Origin of the sequence: Streptomyces xanthii (assembly GCF_014621695.1) — a bacterium.
Taxonomy (GTDB): domain Bacteria; phylum Actinomycetota; class Actinomycetes; order Streptomycetales; family Streptomycetaceae; genus Streptomyces; species Streptomyces xanthii.
The window spans coordinates 6,293,243-6,309,932 of sequence record NZ_CP061281.1 but is presented as its reverse complement, the minus strand read 5'-3'; the positions used below and the strand labels follow the sequence as shown (position 1 = coordinate 6,309,932).

Annotated in this window: 10 protein-coding genes; 7 read left to right on the top strand and 3 right to left on the bottom strand. The window is 73.7% G+C overall.

Annotated elements, in window-relative coordinates; all coding sequences use genetic code 11:
- The first annotated feature begins 40 nt into the window (after positions 1 to 40).
- The 4 genes from IAG42_RS28445 to IAG42_RS28430 all read left to right on the top strand — a co-directional run bounded on the left by IAG42_RS28445 (position 41) and on the right by IAG42_RS28430 (position 3,632).
- Positions 41 to 691: a TetR/AcrR family transcriptional regulator gene (locus tag IAG42_RS28445; RefSeq protein WP_188339810.1), complete on the top strand. Its 651-nt coding sequence runs from the start codon at positions 41 to 43 to the stop codon at positions 689 to 691.
- A gap of 43 nt (positions 692 to 734) precedes the next feature.
- On the top strand, positions 735 to 1,448 hold the full coding sequence (locus IAG42_RS28440) for an ArsR/SmtB family transcription factor (RefSeq protein WP_188339809.1): 714 nt from the start codon (positions 735 to 737) through the stop codon (positions 1,446 to 1,448).
- 194 nt (positions 1,449 to 1,642) lie between these two features.
- Positions 1,643 to 2,551: a DMT family transporter gene (locus IAG42_RS28435; protein WP_188339808.1), complete on the top strand. Its 909-nt coding sequence runs from the start codon at positions 1,643 to 1,645 to the stop codon at positions 2,549 to 2,551.
- Positions 2,552 to 2,669: 118 nt separating this feature from the next.
- On the top strand, positions 2,670 to 3,632 hold the full coding sequence (locus IAG42_RS28430; RefSeq protein WP_188339807.1) for an urea transporter: 963 nt from the start codon (positions 2,670 to 2,672) through the stop codon (positions 3,630 to 3,632).
- 12 nt (positions 3,633 to 3,644) lie between these two features.
- Here IAG42_RS28430 and IAG42_RS28425 read toward each other — a convergent pair whose 3' ends face one another.
- The 3 genes from IAG42_RS28425 to IAG42_RS28415 all read right to left on the bottom strand — a co-directional run bounded on the left by IAG42_RS28425 (position 3,645) and on the right by IAG42_RS28415 (position 7,634).
- On the bottom strand, positions 3,645 to 4,991 hold the full coding sequence (locus tag IAG42_RS28425) for an MFS transporter (RefSeq protein WP_188339806.1): 1,347 nt from the start codon (positions 4,989 to 4,991) through the stop codon (positions 3,645 to 3,647).
- Positions 4,992 to 5,142: 151 nt separating this feature from the next.
- Positions 5,143 to 6,225, bottom strand: coding sequence for a Zn-dependent alcohol dehydrogenase (locus tag IAG42_RS28420; RefSeq protein WP_188339805.1), 1,083 nt, complete (start codon positions 6,223 to 6,225; stop codon positions 5,143 to 5,145).
- 20 nt (positions 6,226 to 6,245) lie between these two features.
- Positions 6,246 to 7,634 carry an aldehyde dehydrogenase family protein gene (locus IAG42_RS28415; protein ID WP_188339804.1) on the bottom strand — a complete coding sequence of 463 codons (1,389 nt, stop codon included), beginning with the start codon at positions 7,632 to 7,634 and terminating at the stop codon, positions 6,246 to 6,248.
- A 190-nt stretch (positions 7,635 to 7,824) separates the two neighbouring features.
- On the opposite strand from IAG42_RS28415, the gene IAG42_RS28410 reads away from it, so the two are divergent.
- The 3 genes from IAG42_RS28410 to IAG42_RS28400 all read left to right on the top strand — a co-directional run bounded on the left by IAG42_RS28410 (position 7,825) and on the right by IAG42_RS28400 (position 16,665).
- The gene (locus IAG42_RS28410) at positions 7,825 to 10,389 is read left to right on the top strand and encodes a S8 family serine peptidase (RefSeq protein ID WP_188339803.1); all 2,565 of its coding nucleotides are present in this window, start codon (positions 7,825 to 7,827) and stop codon (positions 10,387 to 10,389) included.
- Positions 10,386 to 13,304, top strand: a complete 2,919-nt coding sequence (locus IAG42_RS28405; RefSeq protein WP_223206194.1) for an FG-GAP repeat domain-containing protein — start codon at positions 10,386 to 10,388, stop codon at positions 13,302 to 13,304. The genes IAG42_RS28410 and IAG42_RS28405 overlap by 4 nt, the downstream gene beginning before the upstream one ends.
- Before the next feature lie 85 nt (positions 13,305 to 13,389).
- A complete protein-coding gene (locus tag IAG42_RS28400) occupies positions 13,390 to 16,665 on the top strand; it encodes an ATP-binding protein (protein ID WP_188339802.1) in 3,276 nt (1,091 codons plus the stop codon).
- Positions 16,666 to 16,690 lie beyond the last annotated feature (25 nt).

The window sequence follows — 16,690 nt, the reverse complement described above, 5'->3', positions numbered from 1 at the left end:
GCACTGCTAGTTTTCCGCTGTCAGCCCTACTATGTGCCGCATGGCCCGACCGCGCAAGCCCCTGCTGAGCACCGACCGCATCGTCGACGCGGCCCGTGCCCTCGTCGACGCCGAGGGCCTCGCCGCCGTCTCCACCCGCCGGCTCGCCGCCGAGCTCGGGGTCAGCGGACCGTCGCTCTACAACCACTTCCGCACGAAGGACCAGATCCTCGGGGCCGTCGCCGACTCGGTGAGCGCGCAGGTCGACCTGTCGATGTTCGACGCCACGGACGAGCGGGACTGGCGGACGGCGCTGCACGACTGGGCCGTCTCCTACCGGGCCGCGCTGCGCGAGCACCCGAACATCGTGCCGGTGATGGCGCAGGGCCCCGGCCGCCGTCCGGCCGGGCTGCGGCTCGCCGACGCGGTGTTCGGCGCGATGGTCGACGCCGGGTGGCCGCCCGCGCAGGCCACCTCCATCGGCGCCCTGATGCGGTACTTCGTGATGGGCTCGGCGCTCGGCTCGTTCGCGGGCGGCTTCGTCGACGACGAGGCGGCGTACGACCCGGCCGACTATCCGCACCTCGGCCAGGCCCATCTCCTCGCGGAGCGGCAGGAACAGGTCGACGAGCGGGCCTTCGAGACGGGGCTCGCGGCGCTGCTCGACGGTCTTGCCGTGCAGTACGCGCAGGTGGCGGCGGCCGCTCCCTGATATTGCGGCGACGGCCGAACCGTCGCGGGCCCATCCTTGGGTCATGGCTGCTTCCCAGGAACCCGGCGCCCCCCGACTCGCGGCGCTCGCCGCGCTGTTCGCCGACGAGACGCGGGCCTCGTGCCTGCTCGCGCTGCTCGACGGGCGGGCCTGGACGGCGGGTGAGCTCGCGCGGCACGCGGGCGTCGCGCCGTCCACCGCGAGCGAGCATCTCGGCCGGCTCGTCGCGGGCGGGCTGCTCGCCGAGGAGCGGCAGGGCAGGCACCGGTACGTACGGCTCGCCGACGCGCGGGTCGCCGACCTCGTCGAGGGCCTCGCCGCCTACGCGGCGCCCGGCGGGGGCGAGCCGCGGTCCCGGTCCCTGCGGGCCGCTTCCGTGCGGGACGCGCTGGCGCGCGGGCGGACCTGTTACGACCATCTCGCGGGGCGGCTCGGGGTGTCGGTGACCGAGGCGATGGCCGGGCGGGGGCTGCTGCGGGTCGACTCCGGGTTCTCGCTGACGGAGGCGGGGTTCGGGTGGTTCCGGTCGCTGGGCATCGCGCTCGGGGCGGGGGGTGGGCGGCGGCCGCTCGTACGGGGGTGTCTGGACTGGACCGAGCGGCGGCCTCATCTCGCGGGGGCGGCGGGGGCGGCGCTCTGCTCTCACGTGCTGGAATCCGGCTGGGCCGAGCGCATTGGTTCGGGGCGGGCGGTTCGGCTCACGCCCGTCGGCGTCCGGGTCCTCGGCGCCGAACTCGCCCTCCCCGCGCTGGACTGACGCCCGTTCTTCGTCTGCGGCCCGGTGGGGCTTCTCGCGCAGTTCCCCGCGCCCCTGAAATGCAGGCGCTGCGCGCCGCATTTCCCCGATCAAGGTGCCGGGCGCCTGTCATCGAGGGAAGGCGCGGCGAAGCCGCTGCCCCCGCACTCGCCCACGCACCGTCCACCACCCACGAACAAAGGAGCCACCCCACCATGAGAACCCTGCGATCCGGGCCGGCGGCAGCCGCGGTCACCGTCGTCCTGTGGGCCTCCGCCTTCGTCGGGATCCGGAGCGCCGGCGCGCACTACTCCCCCGGCGCCCTCGCCCTGGGACGGCTGCTGGCCGGCGCCGCCGTGCTCGGCGTCATCTGCGCGGCCCGGCGCGAAGGCCTGCCCCCGCGCAGCGCCTGGCGCGGGATCGCCGTGTCGGGCGTGCTCTGGTTCGGGGTGTACATGGTCGCCCTCAACTGGGGCGAGCAGCAGGTCGACGCGGGTACGGCCGCGCTCGTCGTGAACATCGGCCCGATCCTCGTCGCGCTGCTCTCCTCCCGGTTCCTCGGCGACCCGCTGCCGCCCCGGCTGCTCGCGGGGATGGCGGTGTCGTTCGCGGGCGCCGTGGCCGTCGGTCTGTCCCTGTCCGGTGAGGGCCGCGCCTCGGTGCTCGGGGTCGGCCTGTGTCTGATCGCGGCGGTCGGCTACGCCTGCGGTGTCGTCGCGCAGAAGCCCGCGCTCGGACATGCCAGCGCGCTGCAGGTGACGACGTTCGGCTGTCTGATCGGCGCGGTGGCGTGCCTGCCGTTCACCGGACAGCTGGTGCACGACGCGGCCCGGGCGCCCGCCGGGGCCACCCTCGGCATGCTGTATCTGGGCGTGTTCCCGACCGCGCTGGCCTTCACGACGTGGGCGTACGCGCTGGCCCGTACGACCGCGAGCAGGATGGGCGCGACGACGTACGCGGTGCCCGCCCTCGTGGTGCTGATGTCGTGGGCGGCGCTCGACGAGGTGCCGGGTCCGGTGACGCTCGGCGGCGGGGCGTTGTGCCTGGCCGGGGTGGCGGTGGCGCGTTCCCGGCCCCGGAACGCGGTGAAATCGGCCCCCGCGCCCGCCACGTCCCAGAAGTAGCTGTACAGTCCCTCCGCCGGACTTGGGCAACATGGTCGTCACGCGGGAGCGGCACATGGCAGGCGTGGTGGACGCCGCAATTCACCCCGAATCGGGGCGTAGTCGGGTTTCGGATTGCATGCAGTTCGCACTGCGGGTGCTGCGGGGACTGGGTCAGGTGACCTTCGTACCGCGCGCGCTGACCGGAGCCCTGTTCGTCGTGGCGCTGTTCGCCGCCGGATGGGAGTACGGGCTGTACGGGCTCGGCGGAGCCGTCGTCGGCACGGCGATCGCCGCCCTGCTCGGGGTCGAGCGGGAGCGGGTCACCCAGGGCCTGGAGGGCTTCAACTCCTGCCTGGTGGGCGTGAGCTGTGCCGTGTTCCTGCGCCCGGAGCGCCCGGCGACCGTGCTGGTCGCGCTGCTCGGGTGCGCCGTCGTGACCGTGGTGACCGCCGCGGCGGGACGGGCCCTGGACGCGTGGGGACTGCCCGCGCTGACCCTGCCGTTCTGCGCGGTGGCGAGCGCCGTGGCGCTGGCCGCGCCCGCGTTCCCCCGGGTGTGGACCGGGGGCGGACTCGCCGCGCTGCCGGGCCCGGTGGAGCTCGGCGCGAAGGGTCCGGGCCCGGCCGAGCTGGCGCAGGGGTTCCTCGCCGGTTTCGGCCAGATCTTCCTGATGCCGCAGTGGTACGTGGGGGCGTTCGTCTTCGCGGGGCTGCTCGCGGCGGGGCCGCGGGTGGCCGGGGTCGCCGCGCTCGGCAACCTCGTGGGCATGGTGACGGCGGGGCTGCTGGGCACGCCCGCCGAGCGGCTCGCCGAGGGCACGTCCGGGTACAACGCGATCCTGGTGGCGCTCGCGCTGGGCGGGGTGTTCCTGGAGTTCGGGCCGCGCACGCTGGTCTACGCGCTGGCGGGGGCCGCCGCCTCGACGGCGTTCGCCCCGGCGCTCGGGGCGCTCGCGGCGCCGGCCGGCGGGCACGCGCTGACCTGGCCGTTCGTGCTGACGACGCTGGCGTTCCTGGCGGCGGCGCGGTCCTTCCCGACACTGACCGAGCGTGGATCCGGGCCCGCCCCGGCGCAGGCGGGCCCGGATCCACGGGCGTGAGGTGAGCGCGGGTCAGGGGCGGTCCGCCGCCCGGCCCGCGAGGACCTTGATGGAGGCCAGGGCGATCACGGCCAGGCCGATGATGTAGGCGGACACCGCGAGCGAGGTGCCGCTCGCCTCCAGGAGCAGCACCATCACGAACGGGGCGAGGCCGCCGCCGAGCACGGCCGCGATCTGGTAGCCCAGCGAGGCGCCGGTGTAGCGCATCTCGGGCGTGAACAGCTCGGCGAACAGGGCGGCCTGGGGCCCGTACATGATGCTGAGGAAGCAGCTCGTGACGAAGGTGCCGACCGCGAGCCAGAGCAGCGAGCCGGTGTCGATCAGCAGGAACATCGGCACCGCCCACACCGCGAGTCCGGCCGCGCCGAGGGCGTAGATGCGGATGCGGCCGATCCGGTCGGACAGGGCCGCGGCGGCGGGGATCAGGACGAGCTGGGTGAGGCTGACGCAGAGCGAGACGGTGAGGACGGCCTCGCGCTTCATGCCCAGCTCACGGGTCGTGTAGTCGAGGACCCCGGTGATCAGGATGTAGAACGTCGCCGTGTTCACGGCGAACGAGCCGCCCGCGAGGAACACGGTGCCGAGGTGCCGGCGCAGGACCGTACGCAGCGGGGACTGCGCCGACGCCTTCGCCTTCTCGTCCTCGGCGAGCTTGCGCTCGGCCTCCTTGAACTCGGGGGTCTCCTCGACCCGGGTGTGGATGTAGAAGGCGAGCGCCAGGACCAGCAGGCCGACCAGGAACGGCACGCGCCAGCCCCAGGCGGCGAACGCGGCGTCGGAGGTGACGGCGCCCGCGACGAGGAACACCGTGTTGGCGGTGATCACGCCGATGGGCACGCCGAGCTGGACGAGGCTGCCGTACAGGCCGCGCTTGTTCTCGGGCGCGTACTCGGTGGCCATGAGCATGGCGCCGCCCCACTGCGCGCCGACCGCGATGCCCTGCACGACGCGCAGCAGGACCAGCAGGATCGGTGCGGCGACGCCGACGGTGTCGTACGTGGGGAGCAGGCCGATGCACGTCGTGGACAGGCCCATCAGCGTCAGGGCGAGGACCAGCATGGGCTTGCGGCCGCGCTTGTCGCCGAGGTTGCCGGCGATGATGCCGCCGATGGGGCGGGCGAGGAAGCCGACGGCGAACGTCGCGAAGGAGGCCAGTACGCCGGCGGTGGGGCTGCCGGAGGGGAAGTACAGGTCGCCGAGGACGAGGGCGGCGGCGATGCCGAAGACGAAGTAGTCGTACCACTCGACGGCGGAGGCGAGGGAGGCCGCGGTGGCGACCCTGCGCCGCTGGCGGTTGCGGCTCTCCTCGTCCGTCGTGGGGTGGGTGGTGCCGGGGCGAGCGGATGGGGCTGAGGCCATGCGGGCACACTCCGGGGGATGTTCGGGGGGACGGGTGTTCGCGGCGCCGCGTTCCGGGGACCGTACCGACCGGCTGGTATGGCGTCAACGGGTTGGGCGGCGCCGAATTTCTCGACGCCGCCCAGGGGTGCTCGCGCAGTGCTCGTCCGGGTCAGAACACGACCAGGGCCCGGCCCCCCTTGCCCGCCAGCATGTTGTCGAAGGCCGTCGGGATGTCGTCCAGGGTGATGTGCTCCGTCACCAGCGCGCTCAGGTCGAGGCGGCCCGCGCGCACGTGCTCGGCGAGGACGGGCAGGTCCACGGCCGGGTCGGAGTTGCCGTAGACGCAGCCGGACAGGGTGCGGCCCCAGTGGAAGAGCTCCAGGGCGTTGAAGGTGACCTGCTGGTCCTTGCCGCCGATGCCGACGACGACGGTACGCCCGCCGCGCCGCGTCGACTCCCAGGCGGTACGGATGGTCACGGCGCGGCCCACGCACTCCACGGCCACGTCGACGCCCTGCTTGCCGGTGAGGGCGCGGATCTCGCGGGCGGTGTTCTCGGAGGCCACGACGTAGTCGGTGGCACCGGCGCGGCGGGCCAGCTCCTCCTTCTCCGGGGAGACGTCGACGGCGACGATCTTCGCGGCGCCCGCGATGCGCGCCGCCTGGAGAGTGGCGAGGCCGACGCCGCCGACCCCGTAAACCGCGACGGTCTCGCCCTCGCGGACGCGGGCGGCGTGGTGGACGGCGCCGTAGCCGGTGAGGACGGCGCAGCCGAGCAGGGCGGCGTCGGTGAGCGGGACGCCGTCGGGGACGGGCAGGACGCAGCGGGCGGCGACGACGGTCTCCTCGGCGAACGCGGCGACATTCAGACCGGGGTGCAGATCGCTGCCGTCGGACGCCTTCTTCGCGTACACGTCGCCCGCGCCGGTCAGCGCGTCGGCGCAGAGCCAGACCTCGCCGAGCGAGCAGGCGTGGCAGCGGCCGCACGAGGGCGCCCAGTTGAGGACGACGCCGTCGCCGGGCGCGACGTGGGTGACGCCCTCGCCGACGGAGACGACGGTGCCGGCGCCCTCGTGGCCGAGGACGGCGGGGACCGGCACGCGCATCGTGCCGTTGGTCAGGGACAGGTCGGAGTGGCAGACCCCGGCGGCGGCCAGCCTGACACGGACCTGGCCCGGTCCGGGTGCGGGCAGGTCGATGTCGGTGATCTCCAGCGGGGAGCCGACGGCGGGCAGTACAGCGGCGCGGACCATGGGATGTACGGCTCCTGGGGCTAGAACTGGAGGGACTTGGTCTGGAGGTACTCGCCGAGGCCGTGCGGGCCGAGCTCGCGCCCGACACCCGACTGCTTGTAACCGCCGAACGGGGCGAGGGGGTTGAAGCGGCCGCCGTTGATGTCGACCTGGCCGGTGTCCATCCGGCGGGCGAACGCGACGGCCTCCGCCTCGTCACCGGCCCAGACGGCGCCGGCGAGGCCGTAGACGGTGCCGTTGGCGATGCGCAGCGCGTCGTCCTCGTCCTCGTAGCGGACGATCGAGACGACGGGGCCGAAGATCTCCTCCTGGGCGATGGTCATGTCGGGGGTGACGTCGGCGAACACGGTCGGCTCGACGAAGAAGCCCCGCGCGCGCTCGGTGTCCGGGCCGCCCGCGACGAGGCGCGCGCCCTCGGCGACGCCCTTCTCGATGTAGCCGCGCACGCGGGCCTGCTGCTTGGCGTTGACGAGCGGGCCGATGCGGTCGCCGTACTTGGCGGCGGCGGCCGCGGCGAGCTCGACGGCCTCCTCGTACCGGTCGGTGTGTACGAGCATGCGGGTCCAGGCGCTGCACGTCTGGCCGGAGTTGCCCATGACGTTGGCGACGCCGACGCCGACGGCCTTGGCGAGGTCGGCGGAGGGCAGGATGACGTTCGCGGACTTGCCGCCGAGTTCGAGGGCGACGCGCTTGACGGCGGCACCCGCGGTCGCGCCGATCTGCTTGCCGACGGCGGTGGAGCCGGTGAAGGAGACCAGGTCCACGTCCGGGTGCTCGGCGAGCGCCTGGCCCGCGACCGGGCCGAGGCCGGTGACCAGGTTGAACACGCCGGCCGGTACGCCCGCCTCGTGCACCGCCTCCGCGAACAGCTGGGCGGTCAGCGGGGTGTCCTCGGCCGGCTTGAGCACGACGGTGCAGCCGGCGGCGAGCGCCGGGGCCACCTTGGCGACGATCTGGTGGAGCGGGTAGTTCCAGGGCGTGATCGCGCCGACGACACCGATCGGCTCGGCGTACACCGTGGAGTTGCCGATCCTCTCCTCGAAGGGGTACGTGGCGGCGAGCTCGGCGTACGAGCCCGCGACCAGGATCGGGACGCCCGCGTGCACCGCCTGCGAGAACGCCAGGGGCGCGCCCAGTTCGGCGGTGACCGTCTCGGCGATCTCGTCCTTGCGGGCCACGAGCACGTCGCGCAGCGCGGCGATGCGGGCCGCCCGTTCGGCGGGCGGGGTCGCGGCCCAGCCCGGGAGCGCGGCGCGGGCCGCGCGGACCGCCGTGTCGACGTCCTGCGCGGTGCCGGCCGGTACGTGGCCGATGACCTGCTCGTCGGCCGGGTTGACGACCGCGATCGTCTCGCCGGTCGCGGCCTCCCGCCACGCGCCGTCGATGTACATCCCCTCGTGGGCCTTCATGGCTCTCCTCCCAGTACCGCGTGTGTCGTGCCAGGTCGTCCGGCACCCAAACTAGCGGTGTTAGTTTTTGGGCGCCAGAGACGTCCGCCCCGTCCACCGGAGACCTCGGTCACGCGGCCGGTAATTCCCCAGTAACGGCCGCTTCCTAGCGTGCGTGCTCCCCCGAACCGTTCCCGGAGGAGCACTCCCGATGCACCTGCCCCGACCGCCCCGGCGCAGATCCGCCCCCTGGGCGGCGGCCGCGTTCACCGCGACCGCACTGGCCGCCGGCGTCCTGCCGGCCGTCGCCGCCGACACCGCGTCCACGACGCACACCGCCAGAGTCGACTCGGCGCTGAGCAGTGCCGTGGCGAAGGGCGGCGAAGCGAAGTTCTTCGTCGTCCTCGAGGACCGGGCCGATCTCACGGCCGCCAAGAAGCAGTCCACGCACGCGAAGGCCGCCCGGGCCGCGTACAAGGCGCTCAGGGCGAACGCCGAGGACAGCCAGAAGTCGCTCGCCTCCTTCCTCGACCAGGAGAAGGTCGGACACAAGGACTACTGGATCGCCAACGCCGTCCAGGTCACGGGCGGCAAGAAGCTCGTCGACGCGCTCGCGCGGCGCTCCGACGTGAAGGAACTCGTCAAGGCGCGCACGTACAAGCTCGACGACATCGAGACGTCCGACGCCAGGATCACCGGCGCGCGCACCGCCGCCGACGGCGGCACGGTCGGCGACGCCTCGCCGACCTGGGGTGTCACCGACATCAAGGCCGATCAGGTCTGGGACCGCTACCAGGACCGCGGCGAGGGCATCGTCGTCGCCAGCGTCGACTCCGGTGTGCAGGCCGACCACCCGGACCTCGTGGACAACTACCGCGGCAACAACGGCGACGGCACGTTCTCGAACGACTACAACTTCTACGACCCGTCGGGCGAGTGCGCCACCAGCACCACTCCCTGCGACAACGCGGGCCACGGCACCCACACCATGGGCACGATGGTCGGCAGGAACGGCATCGGTGTCGCGCCGCACGCCAAGTGGATCGCCGCCAAGGGCTGTGAGTCGGACTCGTGCTCGGACGAGAACCTCCTCGCGGCCGGCCAGTGGATCCTCGCGCCGACCGACCACAACGGGCTGAACCCGCGCCCGGACCTCGCCCCGAACATCGTCAACAACTCGTGGGGCGGCGGCGTCACGACGTTCTACAAGGACGTCGTCGAGGCGTGGAACTCCGCGGGCATCTTCGAGGCGTTCGCCGCCGGCAACGACGGCGACGGCACCACCTGCTCCACCACCCGGGCGCCCGGCGCCCAGGACACGTCGTACGGGGTCGGCGCCTACGACTCGACGGGCAGGATCGCCGATTTCTCGGGCTTCGGTCCCTCCCCGGTGGACAGCTCGGCGAAGCCGAACATCTCGGCACCCGGCGTGAACGTCACCTCGGCGTGGCCGGGTTCCGCGTACAACACCATCAACGGCACGTCGATGGCGACGCCGCACGTCGCCGGCGCGGTGGCCCTGCTGTGGGCGGCCGACCCGTCGTTGATCGGCAAGATCGACGAGACCCGCGCGCTCCTCGACGAGGGCGCCCGTGACGTCGACGACACGCACTGCGGCGGCACCGCCGGCATGAACAACGTGTGGGGCCAGGGCAAGCTCGACATCCTCGCCTCCGTCGACGCCGCCTCGCACACCGCCGTCGCCGTGTCCGGCAAGGTCACCGACCAGGCCACCGGCAAGGCGCTGGGCAACATCACCGTCAGGGCCTCGAGCGCCGCCTCCGGCACCCGCACGGTCACCACCGGCTCCGACGGTTCGTACCGGCTGACACTGGCCCCCGGCACGTACGACTTCACGCTCTCCGGCTACGGCTTCCGGTCGAGGACCCTCTCCGGCGTGGAGCTGACCACCGGCTCGCCTCTCACCCAGGACGTCGCACTCACGGCCGCCCCGTCGCGCGCGGTCACCGGCACCGTCCTCGACACCACCGGCAAGCCCCTCAAGGGCGCCACCGTAGAGGTCAACGGCTCGCCGCTCGCCCCGGTCACCTCCGGCTCCGACGGCACGTTCACGCTGCCGAAGGTCGCCGAGGGCACGTACGCGCTGTACGTGAAGCCCGCTCAGCCGGTGCTGTGCAACGGCGCCTTCACCGACACGCTCACCGTCGACGGCGACGAGACGCGCACCGTCCGGCTCCCGGCCCGCCCCGACGCCGCCGGCCACACCTGCGCCCCGTCCTCCTACGCGTGGATCGCCGGCGCCGACAAGGTCTCCCTGAGCGGCGACGAGGACGCGAAGACCGTCCCGCTGCCCTTCCCGGTCTCCTTCTACGGGGTGAAGTACTCCAGCGCCGCGGTCACCACCGACGGCCTGATCGACTTCCTCGCGCCGCGCATCGGCGACTACGAGAACGAGGCGCTGCCCTCGCAGGCCCAGCCGAACGGCATCGTCGCCCCGCTCTGGGACGACCTGGCCCTCGACAAGAAGTCCAGCGTGCAGACGGCCACCACGGGCACCACCGGCAGCCGCAAGTTCGCCGTGGTCTGGAACAACGTCCTGTTCGCGGGCTCCAGCGACCGCGCCTCCTTCGAGGCCGTCTTCGACGAGGCCACCGGCGCGATCACCTTCCAGTACAAGTCCGTCCCGGGCGCCGGTTCCTCGGCCACCGTCGGCATCGAGAACCAGGCCGGCACCGACGCCCTCCAGTACTCCTCCGACCAGGCCGTGCTGACCGCCGGTTCGGCGATCCGCTTCGCGCAGGGAGCCACGTCATGAAGACCCCCGGCATGAGAACCCACTCCTCGCGGCGGGCCCTGACGCTCGCCTCCGCCCTGGTCGCGGCGGGCCTGACGCTGACGGCGGCGCCGTACGCGCTGGCCGACGACTTCTCGACCGAGGCGACGACGCTGAGCACGAGCGAGGCCAAGACCCTCGCGGACCACGTGAACGTCGACGTCTACGGCGACGACAACGCGTACGCGGCCAAGGACGACACCTCCGCCGACGGAGCCTCCACCGAGGACTCGGCCACGGTCGACCCCTCGACCCGGGTGACCTTCAGCAACAAGTCGACGCTGGAGGGGGCGCGCGGTGTCGCCGCGACCGTCCCGGCGGGCTCCGACGGCAGCTATTTCACCGTGCACAGCCTGGGCAGCGTCCAGTTGCACAAGGCCGACGGCTCCACCGCCTGGGCGCGCACCAACGCCTCGTACTACACGGACTGGCGGGCCAAGCCGACGCAGGTCTGGCGCGTCGAGCCGTACCCGGCGCGCATCCAGATGGGCTACAACGCCGTAGCCCCGTACGCGCCCTACTCGGATCAGGGGTTCGACACCGCCGACCTGACGGGTGACGGCACGAAGGACATCGTGTTCTCCGCGTCCGTCGGCCTCGGTGATCCCAGGACGATCACCACGCCCGACTCGTCGCTGAGGGCCGGCACCTTCGTGACGGTGCTCGACGGGAGGACCGGCAGGACGGTGTGGTCGAAGCTGTACTCGTTCGCCGGCAACGTCAAGGTCGTCGACGGCACGCTGCTGATCGCCGACGCACCGAGCCTGAACCCGTACGCCCCCGCGACGGAGACGGCGACCCTCACGGGTGTCCGCTTCTCGTACGCCGACGGGAAGCTGACCCCGTCGAAGACCTGGACGTACGACACCGGTACGACGGCCGCCGCGAGCTGGGGCGCCCTCGAGTCCGTCGGCGACGGCAAGGTCGCCGCGGTCTGGGACCTGCGCAAGACGGCCACGACGGCCGCGCGGGGCCGCACCCTCGTCCTCGACACGGCCGACGGCTCCGTGAAGTGGCAGACGGACAGCGCCCTGTACGGCCGCCAGCTGCGCCTGGACGCCTCACGGAACCGGGTCGTCGCCCTGGAGCAGGCGGACACGCACGACGCGGTGCAGTACGAGATCGCCGCGTACGACCTGGCCGACGGCAGGCGCACCATGCTCGACAGCCGCGTCAACGTCCTGCCCACCGCCCTCACCGTCGGTGACGCGGCGTCCGGCGGCGGGGACGAGATCGCGGTCAGCGAGTCGGCGTTCAACGCGTCGTTCAGCGTCACCTCCAGCACGATCCGTGTGCTGGACGGCTCGGACGGCTCGGCGGTCAAGTGGACGTACACCACCAAGCGCTCCGCCGACAACGGCCACGACGGTGCCAGCACCTGGAGCCTGAACACCAAGGGCGGTGCGCTCTACGCCACCGCCAACGACGACCGGGGCCAGGACACCGCGCTCAACCCGGGTGGCCTGCGCTACGGCTCGCTGACCGCGTTCACCGGCGGCGGCAAGGTCAAGTGGCGGCAGAACGGCTACGGCTCCTCACCGTTCTACCAGCAGCTGTACTCGGCGGGCGGCGGCGACTACGTGCGCACCGTCGACCAGGAACAGAACGTCCACGAGTACAGCCTCGGCAACGGCGACCAGAAGAACCTGACGCCCCTGCAGGGCGACCTGTACACGGGCAAGGCGGCCGACTTCGACGGCGACGGCAAGAAGGACGTCGTCGTCGGCGGTTCCTCGCGCGGCGTGTGGGCGTACTCGGGTACGTCGCTGGTCGACGGCTCCCCGAAGGTGCTGTGGAAGGCCACCGTCCCCGGCGAGGTGCACAACATCGCGACCGGTGACGTGAACGGTGACGGCACCGAGGACGTCGCCGTGGCCGCGGACAACGCCACCGCCGTGCTCGACGGCAGGACCGGCAAGGTCCTCACGACGATCGACGGCAAGGGCGCCTACGTCCGCTCGGTCACGGTCGCCGACGTGAACGACGACGGCAAGGACGAGATCCTCGTCCCGACCGACGCCCTGCGCGTGTACGACGCGAGCGGCACCCAGCTGTGGTCGTACGCGGCGCCGGCGAGCGCGGGCACCGTGACCTTCTCCGACACGGTCGTCTCCGACGGGCGGGTCTACACGCAGTACAGCAGCCTCGGCGCGATCAACGCCTCCGACGCCGTGGTCAACGGTGTCGCCCTCGACGGCAAGGGCACCGTGCGGTGGACCGCCGACCCGAAGGCCCCGAGCCAGGCCGTCGACGGCAAGCTGCACGGCGCGGTCCTGGTCAACGGGATCTTCGCCTCGCCGAAGATCCCGTACGCGGACGGCCACGCGGTCGTCTGCACCTGGATCATCAAGGCCGACCCGACGACAGCCGGTGACCTCGCCACCGCCTCGGCGTCGGTCGTGACCGAGATCCGTGACGGACGCACCGGCGAGCTGATCCGGCAGCTCCGCAACGGCAGCCCGTGGTCGCACGGCAACTACTTCACCGACGACCGGAACAACGTGCTCTATCAGCTCAGCTTCGGCACGATGAAGGGCTATCCGGGCGACGGCAAGGAAGACACCTACGCCTCGGTGGCCGCGCCGCTGCGCACGGGTGGCTTCATCACCGGGCCCGCCGGCCGCAAGCTGTTCGCCGGTGGCACCGAGTCCGGTCTGGCCGCGTACGACCCGTCGCAGCTGACCAACGGCTGGGCGTTCCAGTCCTCGATCGGCAGTGCGTCGCTCATGGGCGGCCGCAACTACCTCGCCGCCGACCTCGACGGCGACGGCACCGACGAGATGATCTCGCTCCAGTTCGACCACTTCGGCACCAACCGGATGGCCGAGCAACTGGGCGGCGGCGTGCTCTCCCTGGACAACGGCATCCACCAGATGTCGACGTTCAAGCTCTCCTGACCCCGCCCCGGCGGTAGGTCATCCGAGAACCCCCTGGGCCTCGCCCAGGGGGTTCTCAGCACGCTCGGCTACAGTTGCGCCCCTCATGAACGAGCAGCACACGGACCGCACGGATCCAGCCACCCCTCTGCTGCGTCTGCACCTTTTCGGCGGTTTCGCGGCCACGCGCGCCAACGGCCCCGCACCCGCCGAGCGCTGGACCCGGCCGAGCGCCCGGACCCTGGTGAAGCTGCTCGCCGTCACCCCCGGCCACCGGCTCCACCGCGAACAGGCCATGGACCTCTGCTGGCCGGAGGCCGACCGGCAGTCCGCGACCGGCTCGCTGCGCGTCGCCCTGCACGCCGCACGCCACGCCCTGGAGCCCGAACTCGCTCCGCGCGCCTCCTCCTCGTACCTGATATCCGACGGCGCGCTGCTGCGCCTGGATCCGGCCACGGTCCGGATCGACGCCGACGAGGCCGAGACGGCGGCGCGGGGCGCGCTCGCCTCCCGGGCCCCGGAGCGGCTGGCGGCCGCCCTGCAGCTGTTCACCGGCGAGCTGCTGCCCGAGGACCGCTACGCGCACTGGGCCCAGGCCCGCCGGGAACAGCTGACCACCCTGCGCGAGGAGGTGCTGCTCGCGCTCGCCGCAGCGCACCTGGCCCAGGGATCCCACGCCGCGGCCGTCGGCGCGGCCGAGCAGGTGCTCGCCCTCAGCCCCGCCGAGGAGTCCGCCCACCGCCTGCTGATGGAGGCGTACCTCGGCCAGGACCTGCGGCGGCTCGCGGTCCGCCAGTACCACCTGTGCCGGGAGGCGCTCGACGCCGAACTCGGCGTGCGGCCCGGGCCCGAGACCGACCGTCTGCACCGGCTCGCGCTCGCCGGCTCCCCCGCCCCCGCCCTCACCGCGCCCTCGCTGCCCGGCCCCCTGCGCTCGTCCGGGCAGGCTCCCCTGCACGGGCGTGACAACGTTCTCCAGCAGCTGCTCGCCGCGGGCGGGCCGCCGGTCACCCTGCTCACCGGCGAGGCCGGCGTCGGCAAGACCGCGCTGGCCGCGGAGACCGCCCGGCGGGCCGCCGCGGCCGGGGCCGCCGTGCTGTGGGGCGGCGGGCACGACGCCGAGGGGCACACCCCGTACGGGGCGTTCGCGGAGGCGCTGGACGGCTGGCTGGCCGAATGGGACGCCGGGGAGCGGGCCCGCGTGGGCGGCGAGTATCCCGAACTGGCCGCGTTCCTGCCCTCGTTGGGGCGCGTACGGGCCGAGGGGGAACGCTCGCCGGAGGAGGAGCGGGACCGGCTGTTCCGGGCGGCGTCCGGACTGCTCGGCGAACTCGCCTCGGCGCGCCCCGTGCTCGTCGTCCTCGACGACCTGCACGCCGCCGACGAGGGCTCCTTCCAGCTGCTGAGCCATCTGGCCCGCCGCGCCGCCGGCCACGGGACACCCCTGCGGTTCCTCGTCACGTACCGGGACGAGGAGGTCCCCGACGGCGATCCGCGGCGCTCCGCGCTCGTCGCGCTGCGCCGCGCGCGCCTGTCCGTGCGCGAGGAGGTGGCCCGGCTCGACCGGGACGCCTGCCGGGCCGTGGCGCGCGACGGCGGCGCCCCGGACCGGCGGCTCGACCGGGTCTGGGAGCTCTCCCTCGGCAACCCCCTGTTCGCGCTCGAACTCGCCCGGAGCCCGGTCGGCGACGAAGCACCCGACGGAGTACGGCAGTTGGTGGCCGACCGGCTCGGACGGATCGGCCGGGACACCCGCCGGGTGGTGGAGGCGCTCGCCGTCGCGGGCGGCGAGGTCGCCCTCGGCGAACTGCTCGACGTCGCCGAGCACGGGCTGCGGCCGCCTGTGGACGCGGTCGCGGCCCTGGAGGACGCCATCGGGGCGGCGCTCGTCGAGGAGCGGCAGGTCGTGGTCGCCGGGCGGGCCGAGGCGGGACTCGCCTTCCGGCATCCGCTGGTCCGGCTCACCTGCTACGACCAGCTGGCCGTCGTACGGCGCCGGCAGCTGCACGCCGCGTTCGCGCGGACCGTGCTGCGCCGCCGCCCGGACGCCGTGGACACCCTCGCCTCGCACTTCGCGCGGGCCGACGACCCGCGCGCGGCCGAGTACCTGCACCGGGCCGCCGAACGGGCCGCCGCCGTCTACGCCAACGACACCGCCGACCGCTACTACCGCGACCTCGTCGCCCGGCTCGACGTGGACGCCGCCCGGGCCCGCCTCGCGCACGCCCAGGTGCTGCGCCGGATGGGCCACTTCGGGCAGGCGGCCGACGTCCTGCGGCTCGCGCTCGCCGAGTTCGCGCGGCGCGGCGACCACGACGACACGGTGCTCGCGGCGGCCCGCCTCGCCGAAACCCTCGTCAAGGCGGAGAGCCCGGCGGCGGCCCTCACCCTGCTGCGCCGGCACGTCCCGGTCGATCGGACGGGCGCCGAACCGACGGCCACCCACTTCCTCGCCCGCGCCGTCGCCCTCGGCGTGCGGGGCGCCTACGAGGACGGATACGCGGCCGCCCGGCAGGCGCTCGCCGCCGCGCTGCGCGTGCCCGGGATCACCGGCCAGGGGCTGATCGCCCGCTGCCACGCCGGGCAGGCCACCAATCTGGCGCTCGCCGGACGGTTCCGCGAGGCCCGTGAGGCCGCCGGTCAGGCGCTCGCCCCCGCCGAGGCGTACGGGGACTCGGCGCTGCTCGGCTCGGTGCTCTCCGTGCTGCGGGAGAACGCGCGCCGCGAGGGACGGCTGCGGGAGGCCGTCGCCACGGGGCGGCGCGCCCTCGGCCTGGCGGAGGAGTCGGGCGACCCGACCGCCGCCGCGTTCGAGCGGGCCAACCTGGCGGAACTGCGGTTGCTGCTGTGCGAGTTCGACGCGGCGCGGGAGCTGGCCGAGGCGGCGGTCGCCGGGGTCGAGGAGGGCGACGCCTGGTCGTCGCCGTACGCCCTGGCCGCGCTGGCGAGGGTCCGGATGCGCGACGGTGCGCCCGGACGGACCGGAGCTCTGCTGGAGCGGGCGGAACGGTCGGCCGGCGCGGACCGGCAGGCCCTCTTCGAGGTGCGCACCGCCCGCGCCGAGCTCGCCCTCCTCCAGGGGCGGCCGGAGCAGGCCGCCGCGCTGCTCCCCGCGGGCGAGGCACCCGTCCTCGCCGCCTGGGCCGAACTCCTCGCCGGGCGGCGGGAGTCGGCCCTGCGGATCGCCGCCGCGGAGGCCGAGCGGGCGGTCGGGGCCGGGGAGCGGCTCGCGGAGGTGGAGGCGCGGGTCGTCGTGGGGGCGGCTGGACCGGATGACGGGGTGCTGGAGGAGGCGGAGGCGCTGGCCTCCGCGCTGCCGTACCCGGCCGGGCTGGAGCGGGTGCGGAGGGCACGGGAGCGCTTCGGGACGACGCGTCAATAAAAGGCTCGCGACTCCCCCGTACTCC